This window comes from Sphingobacterium suaedae, assembly GCF_042684625.1.
GTDB classification, from domain to species: Bacteria; Bacteroidota; Bacteroidia; order Sphingobacteriales; family Sphingobacteriaceae; genus Sphingobacterium; species Sphingobacterium suaedae.
Window position 1 is genome coordinate 1,086,876 of record NZ_JBHULR010000003.1, and the last position, 22,173, is coordinate 1,109,048.

The window sequence follows — 22,173 nt, forward strand, 5'->3', positions numbered from 1 at the left end:
TTAAGTGCAGGCGTCGTAACCGTTGATGGGCAGACATCTCTGATGGTTCTTCGGCATGTTTAGCTAATGAAACTTAAAGTAAAGGCGATTGGTCATATTCGGAGTGGCACTAAATGACTTAAAAGAGTGCCTACTCGACTGTGGCCCCATTTCCCCGGCTTCATGAAATTTTGTCCCTACGGCGGGGATCGCATCCATAAAAGAAAGGTTGCCATTGGGATATTGGGGGAACGTATAATTGCGCATACTATCGTAATGTTTCGGCTTGGTAGGTGTAAGGAGGTGAAGGGTCATGTCTTCGGAGCCTGCGTAGATAGTGAAGGGCGCGGGCGTGTGCATTTCTACTCCATAAAATAGCGAATAGTATCCTTTAAATTCGGGATAATCCCACACCTCACCAGTTATTGCATCATTATACTTCTTTTCCCAGATATCTAAAGCTCCTCCTTTCATTCGGTTATTATATACCCGATAAGGCCCGTTCGCAAAGAGCGTCGCTCCTTCAACCAGCTCTTCGGGAAAGTTAAAGGTAATACCCGCCATTTCCATCCGTTCACGGGGACGATAGTCATAGTCTAACTGAAGAATACCTGCCTGATCTACAGTCCACGAAAAATCATAGGCACGTCCACCTTTTTCATAATCGTATCGCACATGGATACGGATTGCCGTGTCAAGGCGCATCAGTCGTACTTCTTGACAAACCATCTTTTCATCGGTAATCAATATTGGGCCATCCGACAGGGGAATGTTGCCTTGTTCCGTTCGGACACCATTTAATAGCCCCGTCAATTTATCTACAACGACATTTACTCCGTTGCTCTGTACAGTATAGGTAGAGTCGTTTTCCGATACGTCGATTTTCGTATTAGCTTTTTCAGCTTTTTTTAGAACACGGGTGGCAAAGGCCTCCGGTGAGTTTACTTCAAAACTCCATGTGAACAGCTCGTTTCCGTTCGGGTCTTTCGCCGAAACGTGCAACACGTCGAATGCGGTCCAGTTTACAGGGAGGTCTACCTGTAGGATACCACTTCCGCCCGGAGGTATACGCGGAGATTTGATTGTTCCTGCTACCCTTTCTCGATCACCATCCAACGAACTGAATTTACTGAACGAATACGTAAAACTACATTCCTCCATATGGGTAAAGTCATAGCGATTCTCTACGCGTAGCCCTCCATCCCACTCTGGTGTAATAAATTTTCTCTCCACAAAGATCGGCGACCAAATCTCCTTAATAGTAAAAAAGCTCCCCTCTTTCTCCCGGTACGGTCCGAGTATACCGTCAGCGCCATGATCCTTATCCGTGTCTAATATCCCACCTTTATCCGTACGCACCACGGCCTGATCCGAAAAATCCCACAGGAACATCCCTGCAGAAAGAGGGTTCAACCGCATCAAGTTCCAGAAATCATCCAATCCGGCGCCATGGCCTCCGTCGTACAGTCCATGGATGAGTTCCGTGGGCATAAAAATATCCCGGCCATTAAACATGTTCTTTATTCCACTGTTGTAGTTTATATAATGCACCGTATTGATGCCATTAAATAATCCGAATGGATGGATGACATTGCGTTTTTGGATATCCAGCTTACCAAAAAGCGAGTCCAAATCCAAGTTAAATCCACCTTCATTGCCGTTTGCCCAAAGTACAATCGAAGGGTGATTCACATCTCTGGTCACCATTTCCTGCACGAGTTTCGTCCCTACCTGGGTGTCATATGGAGGACGTTGCCAAGAACAAAGCTCGTCGATGACATACAGTCCCAACGAATCACAAAGTTCCAAAAAATGCTTGTCCGGCGGATAGTGTGACATACGTACAGCATTCATGTTCATTTCCTTCATCAACAGGATATCCTGCATACTCTGTTCTTTGCTAATCGTTCGGCCCGTTTCTGGCCAAAAACAATGACGGTTCACGCCCTTAAAACGCATTTTTCGATTATTGACATATATACCGTCCCGCGCCCTCACCTCTACAGTTCGAAATCCGAAGCGTTCACTAATCCGATGCACCGCTTTTCCATTCTGCATGACGGTTATGATGGCGCGATAAAGCTCGGGTGACTCAGAAGACCACGGACGGACATGGCGAAGAGCGGAATGTGCGGTTAACCTGTTGGTTCCCGACATAGGTTCCGATTGAAAAGACCCCACTTTTTCACCCGTAACGGCCTCCACAATATCCACGTGTAGGTGAGCTTGATCAAGTTCCCCGCTTAAGATGGCTTCTAACGTTATACTACCGTTCGCTTTTGCGTCGATCCCACTATAAGCGATATGAGCTTCGGGTACGGCCTCCAGATATACGGGTCGAAATATTCCGCCAAAAACCCAAAAATCGGCATCCCGCTCAGCACTATTTACACTCGGGTTCGAAGACATTTTGTCCACTTCTACTTCGAGCAGATTATCGCTGTTATGGTTTACCAAATCCGTGATTTCTCTTTTGAACTTATAAAAGGCACCCTGGTGCACTTCTCCTGCTTGCTTTCCGTTGACCTGAACCTTCGTATCAGTCATAGAACCCTCAAAAACGATAAAGATACGTTTGTCTTTCCACCTCTCCGGTAGATTAAATGACGTCCTATAGCGCCCTTTTTCGGAGGCTTTGTTTTTATCGTGTCCATAGTTATACTCCCCGAAACCCTCTTGTTCCCAACAGGAAGGCACACGTATGGTGCTCCATTGTCCACTTTTTCGACCGGATGTACAATAAAAATCCCACAGCTTAGCATCATCCACACTATTTCCCGACAGCATGATTTTTTCCGTTTGCTGGGCATGTGCGATTATATGTACGATCAGTACGAAGAACAGAATCAGGCTAGATTGAATACGCATAAATTGAATACTTCGTTTAAAGTTATGAAAAAATCAGCTAGCTTGTTGTTCTTCATTGGCATACTCATCCATAATATCCTATGGATACTGCATCATACGAAAGTTTACAACGTACTCGCTGTTTCACCGCATTTACGTCACGTGTAGCAGCAACATCCCCATGAGAGCGCTTAGCCTCTGCGTGCAGAAGTAGGTTTCAGCTAGACGTTAAGGCACAAATCTCCATCCTCGCCCTGGAGGTTGCGTTCATGAAGCTCTTTTATCTAGTGCTTACTACAAATAATTCGATTTATCCCACGCATACGCTCTGCCTACGCGCTAATCTGTATCTGTTATGAACAAGGACGGATCAAGCCACACCTGTTGTTTGTCCGCTAAACGTTCCGGCGACAGGTTAAACAATACGTACCCCTGATCTGCCTCAGCCACCGTTTCTACATCGTCGTCGCTTAAGATATCCGCGCTGAATATAGCATCAGGATCGTTCGGGTCAAGATCCGATTGTACGTTTTTGATCAAATGATCGCGGAAGAACCGTAATGCTTCTTCGCCGGATACATGGCGGAGACTAGCCCTTGATTTGTCGAACATTTCCAATTCACTGTCAGCCTCTTCCGGATATTTCTCGCGCACGTATTTTTCGTACATCGACCTCTCCCCTTGTCGTAAGGCTTCGTTTCGAATGGCGATCCGCCTAGGATCATTCATAAACCCAAAATAATCTGGATTTTCGTCAATCCCATAAAACGTATTAAATAACTCCAGTCTTTCGGTTAGTTTCATCCTATTTCCTCCATAAATCTTATTTACCGTATATTGTTCTCCTGATCGTAGCGTCTATTGCCATGATTTACGGTCGTAAAACGCTGTCTTGCTCTACTCCTTATGTATCAAAACATCGTTACTTCGGAGAAGTTCATCCTCTGTAAATTTATTTTTAGCCGAATGCAGAAGTGTGACCACACGTAATGTACTAAAACGTAAACTATCTGCTTCAAACCCTGCACCGCCGGGCAACCATGCAGCGATGCTGTTCAAAGGAGTCGGGAGCATCACAAAAAAGCTAATAAGATTGCGACAACGGTTGGTATTCAAACCAATCCACATAAGCTTTGGCATCGACCTGTTGCCCAGCAGCTGACGTATACAGACCAATCATTACGCCAGTAAAGCCTCCGGCCACCTCTGTAGACAGGTATCGGGTATCTAACGTACCTATTTGTACATACGCCTTTTCTGCGCTTTCTTTCGCGAAGAAGGTGTATTGACGGGAATTACCCACAATCTTCAGAACCACCTGTCCCTTACCAATTTCTTTTTCACCCGCGATATACGAAAGAGACCCAACCTTGACCCGCAGCTGCACCACAAAACCTGTTCCGTGTCTTTTGACGAACAGGTCGTAATGGTGGGTATTATTTTGTAAGAGGGTCATTCCCGCTTCGGCATGCACATCCGTCGATTCCAGTTCTAAGGCAGTTTCGGCTAAAAAGTCGTGTTCCGTTTGCCGTCGCGCAATCAGGGAAACCGCCCCTACATCGTCAAGCGTAAACATAGAGGGTGACATGCGCCACATACCTTTCCGCTCTGACAAGGAATAGTTCTCCCGTATCGGATTACGGAGATATTGCCATTCCACACCAAGGTGTTCCTCGTCAAAATCCGTTCGGGCCGGGGGTTCAAGAAATGGCTGTTGTGGTAGGGTTGGTATATTCATTTGGAGATCCACCGTACCATTACCATTCACTTGCGGCCATCCGCCCGTAGGCCAATCCACCGGCGCGAGAAACGTCTCCCTGCCGAGAACATGATAATAGGCATATTGCTGGGTAACGCGAAAACCGAGAAACACGGCCCACCACGAGCCATCTGCGGCCTGCACAAAATCCGCGTGTCCTACCCCTTGAATGGTATTTCCCTGACCAATTCGGTTAGCATGAGTCAAGATAGGATTCAATGGGCACGATTCATAGGGACCTAACACATGTTTACTCCGGCCGATCGTCGCGCTATGCATATATTCGGTACCACCCTCGCCCAACAAGAGGTAATAAAATCCATCTTTCTTATAGATATGGGGAGCTTCTGGAAAACGACCACCTATGCCTCCCCATACCAAAGACTCTGGACCGATCACTTTCCCCGTGCGGATATCGATTTCCGTGACACGTATACCCTGATCTCCTTGCGTCACGAAGTACGTTTTTCCATCGTCGTCCCAAAAGATATCCGGATCAATACTTTTGATATCCACCCAAATGGGATCACTCCACGGACCGGTTGGATCCTTGGCCGTGCAATAGAAATTTCCGCCTCCAGATACATTCGTACAAACAACATAAAACAATCCGTCATGGTAACGAATGGATGGAGCAAAGAGTCCGCCCGATGCCGGTGCATTTTGCAACGGCAGCTGTTCGTCCCTGGTCAGGCAATGCCCGATTTGTTCCCAATGAACCAGATCTCTACTATGATAAATGGGAAGGCCGGGAAAATATTCGAACGAGGACGTTACGAGGTAGAAATCATCCCCTACCCTGCATATACTAGGATCGGGATTAAATCCCCGGATGACGGGATTTTTGAATCCTGGTTGGGCAAGAGCCACAGCCTGTGTTAATCCACTCCACAAGATAATAATCAACCAACAATTAAAATTTTTCATAAAAAATGATCTGCATTAAACGTATTAACGGGTAATCCACTGCACGTCTGTATAGTAACAGTCGCCCCGAATCAAGGTCTTTGTATAGGAATATCGAGATAGACGGGATCAAAGTGGTCTGCCTCTGCCCGCACCCGAATCCTCCCTTGGCTATTTACCGCGCGAATAATGGCCAGAGCTTTTCCATTCAATGTCGCTCGTTCAGACGAAGAAAAAGACGTCGTATCGGTAGGACTTCCATTGTCCGTCGCAAGTAAAGTTCCATCTCCTTCTACCGTAAACCGAACATGTACGTTGGCAGTCGGTACCGTAAGACCTTCTTTATCCGTTACCGTGAGACGAACAAATGCCAGTCCATCAGCTCCATGGATGGTTTGCTGTTCACTTGCCAAGGATAGAATCTCGGGTTTGCTTGTAGTCCGAACGCGTCGTTCCTGGACCACTATGGCATTCCTTCGAGCAATCGCTTTTAGCTCACCAGGCTCAAAGGCTACTCTCCAAGACACATGCAATTGCTCATCCCTTTTTTGGCGTTTTCCAAGCGACTTCCCATTTAGAAAAAGTTCCACTTCGTCGGCCTGATTGTAATAGGCCACCACGTCCACGGTGTCTCTACTGTTCCAATTCCAATGCGGAAGTAGATGCAATACCGGCTTACCGCTCCACATACTCTGATAGAGGTAATACACATCTTTTGGAAAGCCTGCCAGATCAATTATACCGAAATACGAACTTCTCGCTGGCCACGTATAGGGTGTAGGCTCACCTAAATAATCAAACCCTGTCCACACAAACATACCTGAAACCCAAGGCAATGCTTCAGAAAGATACAAACTTTCTTCATGTGTAGAACCCCACGGTGTACGTACGTGATCGTATGCAGAAATGTGCTTACTGGCATTACCACCATTGAACGGTATGTCCCAACGAGAAGGCCATAAACGTATCGTATCCACGGGCACTTGATCGTATTGTCCGCGTGTAGCAAGGGCAGAAACACTCTCGGTGATGATCAGCGGTTTTTCGGGATGAACCGTTGGGAAGTCGCGCCACTTCAGGTGATTATAGTTGTAACCGATCAGATCGACTTCCGTCGAAGCGAGAATAGGATTTTTAGACGATAGCTCATTGTTGGCCACGACTGTTGGCCGACTACCATCCAAACTATCTACCAAGTATGCCAATCGTCTCGGAATCGATGTGCCAAGCGCTTGGCAATGCCACTGCTCTTGCGCTTCATTGCCAAGGCACCACATAAAAATGGACGGGTGATTTCTGTCGCGCTTCACATGATCAATAAAATCCCGCTCGGACCACTCGTCCCAATAGAGGTGATAGTCGTATGGATTTTTTTGGAGTTTCCACACATCAAAGGTCTCGCTCATTACCATAAAACCTAATCGGTCGCACAAGTCTAGAAATCCGGGAGCGGTAGGATTATGCGATGTACGAATTGCATTCACCCCCATATCCTTAAGCATGCTCAATTGCCGCATAGCAGCTTGAGGGTAGAATGCAGCCCCCAAGGCTCCCAAATCACTGTGCATGCAAACCCCACGGATTTTCGTCGGCTTACCATTTAAGAAAAAGCCATTGTCCGCATCGAAACGAAACGATCGAATGCCGGAATTTACGGTCACCACATCCACGGCCTCAACGCCTTGGGTTAACGTACAGCGAATCTGGTAAAGGTACGGGAAATCGGGCGACCACAAATTGGGATTCTTTAAGCGAACACTATCCAAAAAAACAGTTTGTCGACCGTCTATCCCACGACGTGTAGGCGCCACCCGCCGCCCCAAAACGACGTTCCCTTCCCGATCGATCAATTCCCAAAACAACATCGCTTTTTTTCCGGCTTTCATGTTTTCCAAGGGCACCTCAAGGTGGAGGATTGCATCATCATGAGTTGCTGGTCCGGTTTTTACAAAAGGGTCGCCAAGATGGACCTTCGGCTTAACGATCAGGCTGACGGGACGATAGATTCCAGATCCGGTATAGAAACGTGCATTGGGTTGTGCACGGTTGTCCACTTTCACGAGCACTGTGTTTGCGCGGCCATCTCGATATACATACGTCGAAATATCGTATTGAAAACCGATAAACCCATTGGGTCGTGTGCCCACACGCCTGCCATTGATCCATACCTCACTCTGTTGATATACGCCCTCAAAAGCAAGAGAGATGATCTGCGTTGGATCATAGCTCACGGTAAACTGTTTGCCGTACCACCCCATGCCGCCGGGAAGGTAAGCCCCTCCACTTCCTGAAGGATTTGCTTTATCAAATTCTCCGGCTATACTCCAGTCATGCGGAAGATGAAGTAGACGCCAACTGGAAAAATCTTTTTCATCGTGGTGATCGCCATCGTCCAGCAAAAAATACCAGCCGTCGTTGAAATCGACGACTGTCCGATGTTGCGCGACCACATCTAAAAACAAGAGCGAAAAAAGCAAAAAGACCGAAAAACGTACCGCGTACATTCGAATTACCATACCCCGCCTTTCCCGGAGGCAACCCGTGATTGTCGCTGTTGGACGGCCCTGTCGTAGTATGCTTTGCTCACATAATTATAGACTAAAAGAGCCGGATCCTCACCGGAGAGTGCCTTGTCACGCAGCACGCCCAATTGCATATAGTCCTCGGTCAAGGACATAATGCGTATATCTCCCCAGTCGATCACATGCCCATCGCGTTCCTTATTATGTAAGGGCATAGCACCGTTCATACGGAGGGTATATGCATCTGTATCCAACATGTAGGTACCGTTTTGCACCCCCCGGTTGGCAAGCATTTTATGATCCACTACGACATTTGCACCTCCTTTTAAGGAGAAGGTCATGGTTCCGTAGTTGCCTGCCGCCATTAACCACGTGTTACTTTTATATTCGGGTTTCCAGCTCCACGAATCCCCTTCGACAGTCTTTCCTTCCGTAACCGTGGCCCAGCTGTCAGCCGTACCATAGAAATATAAAGGTCCTAAAAAGTAGGTACTCGTGCCTTGCGCATCGAGATCGAGATACCACGTTTTCTCCTGATCTACACCTCCCGAGAGGAACGTCCACAACTCATTATCAACGAATCCAGCATAAAAATTTTCAATGTCAAATGTAGCCGTTTCGCCATATACCAGCCCACCCCGGGTTTGTACGCCGAACGTCACTTCGTATGTTCCGGGAAACGCGAGGTTTAGCGTAACCTGCTTTTGTTGGCTCCTTCCCTGTGGATGTTGCCAAAGCGGTGTATACCGACTGTCCATTAAGCTCGTGAGATACACAATATTCGGATTTGTCGGATCGTGCGTGATCGTATACGCTACCCCTTCTTTAATATCAGCCGCTTGGACATCCATTGCGCCTAGTTCATATTCTTCTGGTGTGCAGGCCGCGCAGAACAGGCAGCTGCTGAGTAACAATAAACACCAATATATTGATCTTTTCATAACATTAAAAATGCATTCCTATTTAGTTCATAACAGTAATTCTAACAAGGCTACCAGCCTTCGTTTTGTACAAGCACGCCACTTGCGCGGGTGATTTGATTACTTGGGATCTGCATAAATCCTTTTGTAGCCAAGAAATTTTCGCGTTTGACGATGATTTGGTCTGGCGCCGTTCCGCTCTGTACATTCTCGGTTAATGCCAAGCTAGCCGCCGCTGTCTCCAATCCTTGTCGAAGAAGATCCCAATATCGGACACCTTCAAAAGCAAATTCAAATTTGCGCTCGCGAAGGATATTTGCTTTCGAGATTGCAAGCGGTGTAAACGCTTCTTTGTAGGCCCGTCTTCGGACTTGATCAAAATAATTTTGAGCATTGCTACTTCCCAGTTCTGCCGCCATCAGTAGCACATCCGAATACCGAATAACGAAGAAATCCTGATCCTGGGACAGCTGAAAATCTTTCTCCCCGCCGGTATTGGATGTTCCATCGGGAAGTGCTGTCGGCGTATACTTCTTATTGGCAAAACCTGTATATTCCCGCTGATCTTTGCTATCGAAATCCACGATACCCTCGCCTTCGATATCAATAACAGACGCCGTCTTCCGCGTGTCGGCTGCCGCAAACTCATTCACAAATCGACGACTTACCGTGCCCGCGCCCCACCCCTGCCCATATGGTGAAGCGTTGGTATTGCGCAAACCCAACATTACCAACCATCTGTTTCCATCGATATTCCCATTGTAGTCCTGCGTTCCATTAAATTTTTGTGCAAATACCACTTCACTATTGCCTTCGCCGGCATAGGCCGATCGATCCAAAGTATTGTTTGCAGTATTCGGAACATAACTAGCCGCCGGCCACAACGAGGCGTACGAGGGTACCAATGCAAATTCACCACTGGATATGACATCCTCCAATCCCGCCAGAACTTCCACTTTCGAAACCGCCAAATCCTCCCGTCCATAATAGCCGGTATAGAAGAGATAAACACGAGCAAGCAATGATTTAGCGGCATAACGCGTCGCACGGCCGTCGTTGACCGAAGCCTCCGCTTTCGGATAAGCATCCGCAGGAATGTTCTCTGCCGCGAATTTCAGATCGTCCACGATCACCGTATAAGTCTCTTTTGCTTCCGATTGCGGTACATTATCGGTTGTCGTTTTTGTCAATAATGGAACGCGCTCGAAAAGCCGTACAAGATCGAAATAAAGCAAACCACGTAGAAACCGTGTTTCGCCTTCAATACGGGTTTTTGCAGCAGCATTGTTTCCAAAATCTGTACCTTCCAGCTTTTCCAGCAACATATTGCATCGGTAGATCGCCGCATAGTAGTCGGTCCAGGTTCCGTCAAACAGATTGTTGTCGGAAGGAGATTCCCTTTTATCAAACCTATCTAACACCTGATAGGCCCGACCGTCGGTATTGCCCGTTCCGCCAAAGGAGACATCTGAAAGAATATCGGACACGACATTGAACGACATATTGCCGTTAGAGGCGGTCCGCTGGTATCCGTCGTAACAACCCACCAAGGCCATCTCCGCGTCGGCTGCATTTTTATAAAAATTGTTTTCAAGGACATTTGTCATCGGCTCCACATCTAAAAAATTCGAGGAGCAACTTGACAGGTATAGGAAAGACACCAATAATCCCGTACGTATTTTATTTTTAATATTCATAGCATGTTAAAATTTGAAGTTGATGCCAACAAGGAAACTTTTAGGCCGAGGATAGTATCCCAGATCGATACCCGACACCCAGCCATCTGTTCCATAACCAATTTCGGGGTCCATACCGTCGTATTTACTGAATGTAAAGAGATTCTGTCCTTGTACATAGAGCCGGATCTGATTGGCATATTTCCAATGGACCAACGTCGAGAAATCGTACCCTAACGTGATATTGCTTATGCGGAGGAAATCTCCATCTTGTATATAAAGATCAGAAAATTGCCAGTTCACATTATTTTCAGTGACGCGGGGCATTGTATTCGATGTACCCTCACCGGTCCAACGATCCAAGATGCGCGTGGTATAGTTTGCTTGTTTATTGGTATGGTTCCGGTAAGACTGCACGATTTTGTTGCCAGCCACGCCATAAGCCTGTACCGATAGATCAAAATTTTTATAGTCCAAACCAATCTGGAAACCAAATGTCAAATCCGGTAGGCCTGAGCCGAGATCTATTTTATCCAAGCTATTGATTAAGCCGTCCCCATTGTGATCTACGTATTTTACATCTCCTGGCTTGGCGTTTGCCTGTAGCACCCCTTTTCCCTGTTCACGCCACTGAGCGATATCCGCTTCACTCTGGAAAATACCTGCTGTCTGATATCCCCAGAAATAACCGATAGCGTGTCCGTTCTGCGCACGGTAGAATTCTTCCGAATTATCGTAGAGCATATTGATCGCGCCATGGATCATTCCATCCTCGGTTGGAATATTTCCCACGCGGTTTTTATTATACGCACCATTTACCCCTAACCGATAGCCGACCTCTCCTACTTTGTCCGTCCAATTTAAGGCGAGTTCAATCCCCGTATTGCGGACATCGCCACCGTTGATGAACGGTGCTTGTGTCCCAGCCGTGGCAAGGACAGGAGGTCGTACCAACCAATCTTTTGTCGTCTTCACATAAAAATCTGCCACAACATCCAAGCGGTTATTTATCCAGCGGGAGTCGACGCCCACGTTGAACTGTTCGGAAGTTTCCCAAGTAACCAACGGATTTGAAAAACGGCTGGGATACGCTCCCGGTGTATTTACTCCACCTGTACCGAAATTGTAATACGCAGCCGGATTATCGGCCGTTATCCCCGTCGACGTATTGATCGGTGCAGCAAACTGAAAGTCGGCGATATCTTGGTTTCCGACCTGTCCCCAGGATACCCGCCATTTTAGGAAATTCACGACAGCATTTGCTTCTTCCATAAAGTCCTCAGCACTCATTACCCAGCCGGCAGATACCGATGGAAAATAACCCCAACGATTTCCCGACGCGAATTTCGACGACGCATCTGCCCGTAGGGTGGCATTTAACAAGTATTTCTCCTTAAAATTGTATCCCAACCGACCGAAATACGACAGCCGGCGGTTCATGACATCGGGACCACCATTCAAAATCCGTGTCTCGACCACCTTGTCGTCTTCATCCAAGAACGCTTTACCCGTAGTGTTATCCAAATACGCATGCGCAAAATCATCAAACTGCGCAAGCAAGTTCCAATTGCTACCAGAAAGGTAGGTACCTTGATAACGCAATGCCTCCATACCCAATAGAGCAGAAAACTGATGTTCATTGCCTAACCTAAAATCGTAATTCGCCGTATTGGTCCATGTTATTGTATGTCCCTTATTCATACTCTGTAACGTCGTCGTGTGATCTTCATTGAAGCTATAGATCGAGAACCGATATCGGGGGGTGTAGCTTCTATATTCCGATGCGTTGTAATTAAAGCCCAATACCGAACGGATCGTTAGTCCTTTGACCGGTTCTAACTGCGCGTATACATCCGCCAGTAGTTTTTGGGCATCATTCATATTATTGGAATTTGTCATCATAGCCCCGTACGGGTTACCGTCGCCATTGAACCATGGCGAGTCTGAGCTATCGTAGTACGGATGTCCATACCGATTGTTATCGCCATAAACTGGCGTTAAGGGCGAGGTGCCGAAAGCCGAGCGAAATGTATTGTTATACTGATTCCCTACGCTAATCCCTCGATTTTTGATGTAGTTGAAATTCAAATGCTGTCCGATCTTCAGTATGCCTTCAAATGCCTTGTATTCCGCGTTGGTGCGAAATCCGTAACGTTCATAGTTCGACACATCTTTCCCTCCGACCAAACCTTCCTGTCCGATATAATTCAGGCTGAGTGCATATGTCGAGCGCTCTGACCCCCCCAATAAACCTACATTATAATTTTCTGTATTGGCATTTCGCACCAGCATTTGGTCTATCCAGTCGGTATTTGCCAATCCCGGCATGGCGTCGAAATCAAAAGGCCCGGCACCAGAGTTCAGCGCTTGTTCGTTCATGATCAGCTTATACTGTTCAGCATCGAGCAACTGCACTTTCCGTGCGACGCTCTGAACGCCTTTAAATGCATCGAATGTGAGCTGGCTTTTTCCAGCCGCTCCCATTTTGGTGGTGACCAACACCACTCCATTGGCCGCTTGCGATCCATAGATTGCTGCCGATGCCGCATCCTTCAATACATCGATGGATTGTATATCAGCGGGGTTGAGTACCGAGATGTCCCCTCCCGGTACCCCATCGATCACATATAGCGGGCCTGAATTTCCGATTGTTCCCAATCCACGTACGACTACTTTCATACCAGCGCCCGGCTGTCCTGAGGTGGATGTTATAGATACCCCAGGGGCCTGTCCCTGCATCGCTTGCAATGGGTTGAGCTGATTCATTTTTTCCAAGTCTTCTCCCTGCACTTGCAAGTTAGCTCCCGTGTTAAGCTTTTTTTTCTGAACGCCATAGCCGATCACGACGACCTCGTCCAAGTCTGAAGATGTCGGTTTAAGACGAACGATCATATCATTTGCGGCAACTATATCTAGTGATTGAAAGCCCAGATAGCTTACGGTGAGCCGTGATCCTATAGCCACGTTGAGCACAAATTCGCCAGATACATCGGTACTGGTGGACCGCCCCTGGTCTTCTACTGCCACGGTAGCCCCCTGTATCGCTGACCCCGTTTCATCCGACACCACCCTTCCCCGAATGGATTGCGCCCAAGAGGTCACCGCAAAAAGCATGCATATGCCCATAGCGGTAGCTCTTCGAAATAATTGTTTGTACATAGTTATTGATTTATAATTCTTAGCTTTTCTAATTTAATTTTATAGTCATTGGTCTTCCTTCATAGGTGCATTTTATTGGCTTTTTTTGGTGCAAGACATCAACGCCCAACGGTGCTGTCTTGCCGATCAGGAATACGTGAAATCTACGTTTTTGGATCATCCCCTCAAATGTGCCCTGACGCCCTTCAACGGTCAGCATCCGTTGTTTATCATTATAACGAAACGTGATCGTACTGTACGCACCTTTTTCGTAGGCATAGCCGTCCCCCGCATCTTCATATAAGGTAAATTCACCGTCTTCACCTTCATAAACCAGCAATGTCAATTCATCTTGTGGCTTTTCCGTTGTATACTGCAGTGGCTGTCCCCAAGGCAAAATAGATCCAGAAGGGACAAACACCGGAACGCGTTCATAGGGCGCCTCAGCTTCGATAAAGTGTCCGCCCGAGTATCGGGTGCCACTGTAGAAGTCGTACCAATCTTTGCCCTTAGGAAGGTAGACGCGTCGAACGCGCTGACCCATTTTGGTAACCGGATTGACCAGCAATGACGGCCCCCACATGTACTGATCGTTGATCGCATACACCGCCGTATCGGTTGGAAAATCCATGGCGAGCCCCCGAATCATGGAATAGTCGTCGAAATAGGTTCGTGCGGCAATGCTGTAATTATAGGATAGCAGACGATAGCGCAGGTCAATGTAATACAACATACTCGTGTAAGCTGCATGGTCTTCGGGTGCTATTGCAAATGGCTCGCGAGCAGGAAACTGACCGTGCGCACGGAACAGCGGTAAAAATGCACCATATTGGTACCATCGGGCGTTCAGTTCTCGCCACTCTTCCAGATCAGACACATTGGGCTCATAGTATTTCTTTTGCACTAAAAATCCACCTGCATCCATTGTCCAATAGGGGGTACCGGACATGGAAAAATTTACGCCCGCTGCAATCTGATCTTTGAAGTCTGCCCAGGTTGAAGCGATATCTCCACTCCAAGCCGCGGCACCATAACGTTGCTGTCCGGCAAAAAAAGACCGGGTCAGGATAAATACCCGCTTGTTTTCATCGATTTCGCGCTGTCCTTCATAGATTCCCTTTGCATTGAGTAAAGGAAAAGTATTGTAGTAGCGTACAGATGAGCCTACGCTGGGCTGTAGCACCGACTTTCGCTCGTCCACACTGATGTTGGAATGAATATCCGGTTCACTTGCATCCATCCACCACGCATCCACCCCCTTCGTAAAGAGCTTAGCATGCATATGTTTCCAGAATGCTTGGCGCGCATCTGCATTGTATACATCGTAAAAAGTAGACGTATAACCTTGACCAATCCAGTCTTTTCGACCGTCATAAATATTTCGCATGAACAGCCAGTTATTCGCATTGAACTCTGGAAATACCGACGACTGTTCGTTAATTTTCGGCCAAACAGATATCATCAATTTAAAATGTTGTTGATGCAATTTCTTGATCATTCCGTCGGGATCTGGAAATCTCTTTGCATCAAATTCGTGGCTGCCCCAGTCATGCTCCGCCCAATAGGACCAGTCCTGCACGATATTGTCGATAGGAATACGTCGCCGCCGGAAAGTCTCCGCCACATGCTCCAGTTCAGTTTGCGTTTTATAGCGTTCACGGCTCTGCCAATACCCAAAACTCCATAACGGCATAATTCCCGCCTTGCCGGTTAACTGCCTATATCCGGAAATAACGTCGTCTATATTTTCACCCGAGAAAACGAAGTAATCGACGGCGTCGCCCGCCTCAGAACTAAACCCAAACACCTGTTCCGGACCGTCTTTTGGCCGTTGCCAATTCAGCGTGAAATAGCTCTCGTTTCCAACCGGAATCCATTCGATACGCAGCCGATGCCTTTCGTCCGCTTTCAGTTCAACGGGCAATTCGAATGTACCTGCATTCCAGGCCTCGCGCCATCGATCTTGCAACAATTTCCCATCTAACCATACTTTGATGTAACCCGAATACTTGAAATGCAGATAGTGCAGCCCGGAATATGGAGAAGCAATTTCCCCATCATAGTAAACCTTACTTTTGGAGAGCTGAACACCATGTGGATACTTGTGTTGATCGCTGAGGTAGTTATAGTCGATTACAGATTCGGGACGTACTTGATAGACCTCGCTCTCGTTCTCTTTGTTCACGTATCTAGCCGTGAGCCAACCTTGTTGTCCATCATTCGAATACAGCCGAAATGCATTTAAAGGAAGTAATGGTCGTGTATCCCCCGCCGTCGTGATGGAGTAGTTATGCCATAAAATGCCATAATTTTTGGTTGAAACCAAAAAAGGCACTGCGATTTCCGTATTATATTGCAACAAACTAATCCTGCGGCCGGTGTTATAATTCATCACACCATTTTGGTGCTGTCCGAGACCGTATATGCCTTCGTCTGGACTTATCTGAAAAGTTTGATCGACCTGATAGAAGCGGTCTCCATCATAGGCATTTTTTTGAAAACTACGAGCATCTCTGGGACATTCCTTGACAAGCGATTTACCATCGCTGTCAAAAAAATGAACGGTACCGCTGGGCAGGAAAACTTTAACGCTCAACCGAGTCGTTTGCAACATCAGGCTATCGCCCTGTTGCGAAAAGGAGAAATCGACCCGTTGGTCGAGTACCGTATCCTTTAGAATCAGGCTTTCGTTCGTCGGCTTTTTGCCGTCTTCCGGAACAACACGTATGCGCACGACCTGCTCCGTATAAAAATCGATGTACAGTTCCTGATCCAAAGCTGTGGGCACATTCCTGTACGTGAGCTTCACGCCGTTGTGCGTTTTTTGGTAGGTCGGAACACCTTGCTGAGCGTACGTACTTACAACAATCCATAGCATCAAGACGGCCCCAAAAAAAATCTCTTTTCTAAAAAACATAAAAATAGTTGGTTTATGAAAAATTTGGTCACGCGGTACCGACAGCACGCCAGGTACATCACAAATGTACAATAGCAACCGATTGCACAAAAGGTCGATTCGTTAACTTTTCTGGGGCTAAATGTTAACCGTATATGCGAAATTAAAATCGTAAAATACTAATAAACAAGACATTAAAATAAAATAACCTAAATAGCAAACTGCACTATACCGTTTCTTTCTTAAGAATAGTTTTGCTATTTACGATAGGCTGATGGCACGTTTCCGTAGAGCGTCTTAAAGTATTTGGTAAACTGTTTAGGGGAGCTAAATCCAACTTCGTACGTGACCTCGCTCACATTTTTTTGGGAGTTCTGTAGCAAATCCAGGGCTCTTTTGAGCCGTATATTTCTAATGAATTCAATCGGTGTACATCCTGTTAACGTCAGCAAACGTTTATAAAGCCCCACCCTTGACATATGGAGCTCACTGGCTAAAAAAGCGACCGTCAGTTGCGCGTTAGCCATATTGGATTCGATGACGTGGGTTACCTTTATTAGGAATTGATCATCGGCGTTTTCCGGCGCGACATTCGCTAATTTAACGTCAATCTGCCGTTTGAATTTTCTTTTTACCACATCTTGCTGGCTGATGATGGCACGTACTTTCGATCGAAAAGCAGCGATATGGAAAGGCTTACTAATAAAATCTGTTGCACCGGCTTGTAATGCCTCCAATTGCAGGTGTAGGTCGGCCACTGCGGTGATAACAATGAACGGGATATGTTTGGTTCGCTCGTGTTGTCGTACCTGCTGACACAATTTTATCCCGGACATTCCGATCAGGTTGACGTCCGAAACGATAAGGTCAGGCCTAAATACCGGTATACGCTCCAGGGCTATTTCGGCGGCCGGGCAGATTTCCAGCTGATAGTCCGCATCGAACTCCGTGCGTAAGAAAAAAGCGAAGTCGTTATTATCTTCTACAATAAGTATGCGCTTTACGGTTTCATCGTTTAACGTAACCTCACTGCTCACCTTTCGCGTAGGAACAATCGGTAGCGTATCTTCAACGACCGTCTTCTTCAATACGATTTGCACTGTAAATGTACTGCCTATCCCGGGTTGACTCTGCACATCAATATGCCCTCCCATCAGTTTGACAAAGTCTTGCACCATTGCCAGACCAATGCCACTACCGACCGGCGCATCAGAGCTCGGACCAGCTTCCTGATAAAAACGCTCAAATATTTTCCCGATATTTTCCGGCGCTATGCCCCTGCCGGTATCCGATACCGTAATTCCTAACCTGTCGGCAGTCAGCCACTGTACGTCCAAATCCACCCGTCCTCCTTCCGCTGTAAACTTAAAGGCATTGGAAAGCAAATTGTGAAAAATAGCTTCGAGCTTTTCCTGATCAAAACGACAAGGCATGTCCATATCCGCAAATGAGGTGTGAAAGCTAATTGCCCGGTGTTCCGCCATTTGCGCAAAGGATTCGATAATGGGGATTACCACAACCGATAGTTTGGCCGGTTGTTCGTTCAACGTGAGCACATTCTTGTCCATCCGGTTAAAATCAAGCAGCTGTCCCACTAAATTATAAAGTTGTTTGGCATTTCGCTCGATGATCTCTAGATAGGCCCGTGTCGCATCGGTAGTCAACTCTTTTTTAAGGGAAGCAATGGGAGAAACGATGAGGCTAATCGGCGTTCGAAACTCATGGCTCACGTTGGTAAAAAACCGGGTCTTCATTTCATCCAACTGCTTCATGCTGCGCGCATATCGCTCTGCTTCCAACAAACTAAAACGAGTACGTTCACGCAGTTTCTCAAACCGTCTCAAATAGAACAAGAGGACCGCAGCAAAAAGTATGTAGGCCAAGTAGGCGGGGCCGGAACGCCACCACGGAGCCAGTACCGTGACCTGCATCAGCTTTTTTTCTTCGGACATCTGTCCTTCACTATTTTGATATCTCACTTTCACTTGATACGTGCCGGGCGAAAGATTCGGCAAGGATATCGCGAAATCCGAAGTCTGTAAATCCCTCCAATCGGTTCCTAGATTTTCAACGATGTACTGAAACTTGCCTTTATTATTTCCTAAAAAGTCAAAATCGGTGAGATTCAGTGTCAAGGAATTATGGTTATATGGCAGTTTTAATTTCGAATCCCCCAATTGGAACACGGAATATTCTGTCTCCTGCGCCCCGGTATTTGCTGATCCGGGACGGAAAACGATTACGCTGCTTAGCTGTACACGGTACGGCCTGGGTTCTACCTTTGCATCCGCAACACCAAACATATTGAAGCCTTTTGGCCCTCCAAAGACCAAGGATCCATCGCGTAGTTCTAACCCGGCATTCTCATTAAAACTCACAGATTGTAGCCCGTCACCCTGTGAAAAGCTGTGAAATATGCAGTTTTTTAGATTTTCTTTCACGGTCGCTTTGCAAATCCCTTTTTCGGTTGCCATCCAAATATCGCCCAGTTTATCGCGTACCAATTCCACAACGACATCATCCGTTAGACCAGCGGTCTGGTTTAATTTGGTCACATGTTGCCCTTCAATGACATTCACGCCTTGTTGAGTTGATACCCAAATCCGACCGAACCGATCTTCAACAATATCGGACACCATATTGTTGCTCAACCCTGACGTCCCCGGCCCTTCCCGAAACAAGGTGATGTAACCGTCTGTCCCGATCATCTCGACTCCAGTCGCTGTACCGAGCCAAATATTTCCCCGCGAGTCTTCAAAAATTTTCGAATAGTAAGTAGATGGAAGTCGTTTTTTTGCCTTCGTCAGAAACGCCGTCAACCCACCACTTTTTTTATCAAATAGATAAAGTCCATGAGATAGCGTTCCGATCCAAAATCGACCGCGACTATCCTCGAGGATGTCCCAAACACTTAAGTTGGTTGAAACTGTGTGACCAAAACGATCAAAGGTACCGTTTTTGTTCATCCGATTTAACCCACCCCGGTAGGTACCCGCCCAGATTACGCCGGCTTTATCGACCAGCAGACTGACCACGACATTACTCGATAGGGACGTTTTGTCCGCAATATCGCCACTATACCTCGTAAATTTCTGCGCCGCCCGGTCATAGCTTAAAAGTCCGCCGCCATTCGTTCCGATTAAAAGATGACCAGATGGGGCTTCCGCAAAACAATTGACATCATCAAACGGCAGGCTGTGTGCATTGCCTACTTGGTGTTGAAATGTTTTGACATACGTACGGTCTTTACTATAGAAGCTTGCGCCACCTTTGTACGTGCCCACCCACATCAGCCCATCCTCGCTACAGTAGAGTGCTGTTGTCGAATTAAAGGGTAACGTATATGGGTCAAATGGCTGATTTACCAAATACGTTACTTTTTCATCTGTAAACAGATTGATCCCCCCGTGATCTGTTCCCAGCCAGACTGATCCGTCCAGTTCCTGTATATTACTGACGTTATCGCTGTTTAGCGGATAGTTCGTATTTCGTCTAGTCAAATGGATAATTTCCTTCGTCTGCGGTTGATAGCAGAAAACCCCAAGTGGAAAATTTTTCGCATAGAGCCAAAGACGTTCTCTGCTGTCCCGAAAAATTCGATAATCGAGGGCAATATCATTGCCCTCATTTACAGGATAGGCGAATGTTTCCGTCTGTCGAAAGGTTGCCATATCGAGTACGCGGACCTGCGCATCACGATGAACAATGTATACGTCATTGTTGACGGCGGTACTGATATCTACGACATCAGCAAACCCCATATCCCGGACGTGGTCCAGACGTGTGTCGTAAAAAGAGAGCCTCCCGTCAACATAAATAAAAGCATAGCGGTTGTCGTCGATTCGTCTCACCTTATCCAACGCACCTATCGGCAGTCCGAGCGAAGTCTGTACACTGTCGATATGACGGATAAACGAATCATCCTGTTTGTTATAAATAGCCCACCCCCCGGTTGTTTTTATCCAAAGTGTTGCCTCAGGACCATGAAAAAACTCCTGCACGCTATTGGCGGGGAGCGATTTAAGATCCTTCGCGTCATACCGATAGCTATAAAACCGTTTTCCATCATACTTCGAAAGTCCGGTAGATGTGCCGAACCACATGAACCGATCATTGTCTTGCGTAATGGCATTAATATGGTTGCTATGTAGCCCCTTGTCGATATTGAGGTGGGTAAATGGGTAACGGTTCTGTCCCGCCGTTTTCCCCGAAATGGAAAACAGGAATAAAAATATACCGGCAGTAAGCATCGTTAGAACTTTACCCATAGGAATATGTAGGTTTATTGTTCAAATGTAGCTAATCATCCGCTTATTTTTGCTGTGGCCAACTCATTTCCATTTCGAAATCTGCCGAACATCCGTCGTGATCTTGCTCACAGGCATAACATATTGAGGGCCAAAAGCAAGCTAAGACGGCGCTCCTGTCGCCGCGATCGAACAGCTGTTTACTCGTTCTTGAGCATCTTTTGCTCCAAAATAAACCGCTTATCTCCGCAACCGCCCGATTACGGATTGAACATGTGCATCATTCACGAACATGGCCAACTTCGAGATCGCCAAATCCTCGAGCGATGTAGCTTCTTTATTGACAGACTCTTCGCCATACGTCCCAAAATGGGTTGGCCCAGTTTCGTCGATAAAACAGCCGACAAAGGTTACCGAAATCACGTGCGCTGTACTGATCGGCTCCCAAAAATACTTCATGGCCCACAAAACATCGTTTACGTCATCATATCGCACGACGACGTTCGCTGTGCTTCCATACAGGTCAATAACATGATGACGAAGATAGTCGAGCGCCGTTTCCTCGTCACGGTAATTAAAATCTGTTTCCATAGATAATGACAAGGTAGTTCAAAAATAATTGAAAACCTAATGTTATAACACTGATTATCCGCCGAATCCCATACCCGTTTATTTTTTTTGCGCCGATTAGACATCTTTTTTTACGAATACTAATATTTTTAGTAATATTGCATATATGAAACCGTTAGAAATCTACTGCAGAGGACGTGTTATGCATGTTACATTTTCGATCGAAGAAAAAGGCTTTGGTATGCGTGATTTTGTTCTTATCGGAAAAAACAAAACTTCTGTTTATGTATTCCGTAAAAGCCAGATGGAGTGGGGCTGTGCTTACGGCGAACTCGATCGCGACATCAAAGAAGCCATTATCGACGCTCTTTTACTGCGTTTTGATCCGATCGCCACGGATGTATTCTATCACAAAGGTGTGCGTCAAGTTGTTGAAGTACGAGCAAAGAAAGGTGGGATTTGGCATTTTTTCATTAACAATGCCTATCGTGGCAGCATGCAATACGACAAATTCTTACATACATTCGACTATCATTTCGACGGAGAGGATGGAGTTCTCACAGAACTGCATATGCAAAAGTATATCGGCATGATTCAGCGCGGAGAAATCAGGTGGCGAAAGGAAGATCGGTAAACTGTCTGACATCCCCCGCTACGATAAGATTATTGATCAAACGCCGCTGCTTGACCGAAGGGATCCGGTCGGCATATTC

The 22,173-nt window shown here is 46.6% G+C and carries 12 protein-coding genes; 2 read left to right on the forward strand and 10 right to left on the reverse strand.

Going from position 1 to position 22,173, the window contains the following annotated elements; translation table 11 throughout:
• Nucleotides 1-63: 63 nt before the first annotated feature.
• The gene (locus ACFSR5_RS08180; protein WP_380902548.1) at nt 64-2,847 is read right to left on the reverse strand and encodes a glycoside hydrolase family 2 protein; all 2,784 of its coding nucleotides are present in this window, start codon (nt 2,845-2,847) and stop codon (nt 64-66) included.
• 24 nt (nt 2,848-2,871) lie between these two features.
• Between ACFSR5_RS08180 and ACFSR5_RS08185 the strand changes: the two genes are divergently transcribed.
• Entirely contained in the window at nt 2,872-2,994 is a 123-nt protein-coding gene (locus ACFSR5_RS08185; protein ID WP_380902550.1) for a hypothetical protein, read from the forward strand.
• Nucleotides 2,995-3,165: 171 nt separating this feature from the next.
• Here ACFSR5_RS08185 and ACFSR5_RS08190 read toward each other — a convergent pair whose 3' ends face one another.
• From ACFSR5_RS08190 to ACFSR5_RS08230, 9 genes are all read right to left on the reverse strand, one after another.
• Entirely contained in the window at nt 3,166-3,630 is a 465-nt protein-coding gene (locus tag ACFSR5_RS08190) for a hypothetical protein (RefSeq protein WP_380902552.1), read from the reverse strand.
• Nucleotides 3,631-3,910: 280 nt separating this feature from the next.
• Nucleotides 3,911-5,512, reverse strand: coding sequence for a glycoside hydrolase family 43 protein (locus ACFSR5_RS08195; RefSeq protein ID WP_380902554.1), 1,602 nt, complete (start codon nt 5,510-5,512; stop codon nt 3,911-3,913).
• Between the two features lie 71 nt (nt 5,513-5,583).
• Nucleotides 5,584-8,007: a glycoside hydrolase family 2 TIM barrel-domain containing protein gene (locus ACFSR5_RS08200; RefSeq protein WP_380902556.1), complete on the reverse strand. Its 2,424-nt coding sequence runs from the start codon at nt 8,005-8,007 to the stop codon at nt 5,584-5,586.
• Entirely contained in the window at nt 8,001-8,954 is a 954-nt protein-coding gene (locus ACFSR5_RS08205) for a hypothetical protein (protein WP_380902558.1), read from the reverse strand. The genes ACFSR5_RS08200 and ACFSR5_RS08205 overlap by 7 nt, the downstream gene beginning before the upstream one ends.
• 50 nt (nt 8,955-9,004) lie before the next feature.
• Complete coding sequence (locus ACFSR5_RS08210) at nt 9,005-10,630, reverse strand: RagB/SusD family nutrient uptake outer membrane protein (protein WP_380902560.1); 1,626 nt, start codon at nt 10,628-10,630, stop codon at nt 9,005-9,007.
• A 6-nt stretch (nt 10,631-10,636) separates the two neighbouring features.
• Entirely contained in the window at nt 10,637-13,768 is a 3,132-nt protein-coding gene (locus ACFSR5_RS08215) for a SusC/RagA family TonB-linked outer membrane protein (RefSeq protein ID WP_380902562.1), read from the reverse strand.
• 28 nt (nt 13,769-13,796) lie between these two features.
• On the reverse strand, nt 13,797-16,664 hold the full coding sequence (locus tag ACFSR5_RS08220; protein ID WP_380902564.1) for a TIM-barrel domain-containing protein: 2,868 nt from the start codon (nt 16,662-16,664) through the stop codon (nt 13,797-13,799).
• A gap of 236 nt (nt 16,665-16,900) precedes the next feature.
• Nucleotides 16,901-20,911 (reverse strand): hybrid sensor histidine kinase/response regulator transcription factor, encoded by a 4,011-nt coding sequence (locus tag ACFSR5_RS08225; RefSeq protein ID WP_380902566.1) that lies wholly within the window; start codon nt 20,909-20,911, stop codon nt 16,901-16,903.
• A 219-nt stretch (nt 20,912-21,130) separates the two neighbouring features.
• Complete coding sequence (locus tag ACFSR5_RS08230; RefSeq protein ID WP_380902568.1) at nt 21,131-21,481, reverse strand: hypothetical protein; 351 nt, start codon at nt 21,479-21,481, stop codon at nt 21,131-21,133.
• A gap of 145 nt (nt 21,482-21,626) precedes the next feature.
• On the opposite strand from ACFSR5_RS08230, the gene ACFSR5_RS08235 reads away from it, so the two are divergent.
• Complete coding sequence (locus tag ACFSR5_RS08235; protein WP_380902570.1) at nt 21,627-22,094, forward strand: hypothetical protein; 468 nt, start codon at nt 21,627-21,629, stop codon at nt 22,092-22,094.
• Nucleotides 22,095-22,173: the final 79 nt, after the last annotated feature.